1 protein-coding gene is annotated in these 322 nt (G+C 41.9%); it reads left to right on the top strand.

All coding sequences use genetic code 11. From position 1 onward, the window contains the following. On the top strand, window positions 1-321 hold a 321-nt coding region (locus tag AOA60_RS03700; RefSeq protein WP_143522370.1), incomplete at its 5' end, for an ABC transporter ATP-binding protein. Between the last annotated feature and the right edge of the window lies 1 nt (window position 322).

Here is a 322-nt window from a genome sequence, read left to right as displayed (position 1 = left end):
CGTGTGAAGGAAGCATTGGATTGGGTAGGACTTTCAAAACGTGCCAAACACCGTCCGTATGAACTATCAGGTGGGGAACAACAACGTGTTGCCATTGCTAGAGCCATCGCTAATCGTCCTTCGTTAATTTTAGCTGATGAGCCGACGGCAGAACTAGATTCGAAACGAACCTTCCAAATCATGCAGTTGTTTCGAAAGTTAGTAGATGAACAAAACATGACCATCATTTTGACAACACATGATCCAAGCGTTTTGCATATCGCTGACCAAATTTATGAACTAGAAGATGGCAAGTTAATAGATTCCGAGGTAGCTTTATAAT

Source organism: Pseudomonas sp. 2822-17 (assembly GCF_002742485.1).
GTDB lineage: Bacteria > Pseudomonadota > Gammaproteobacteria > Pseudomonadales > Pseudomonadaceae > Aquipseudomonas > Aquipseudomonas cyclaminis.
The sequence above is the reverse complement of the archived record's forward strand: the minus strand, read 5'-3'. Positions and strand labels throughout refer to the sequence as shown.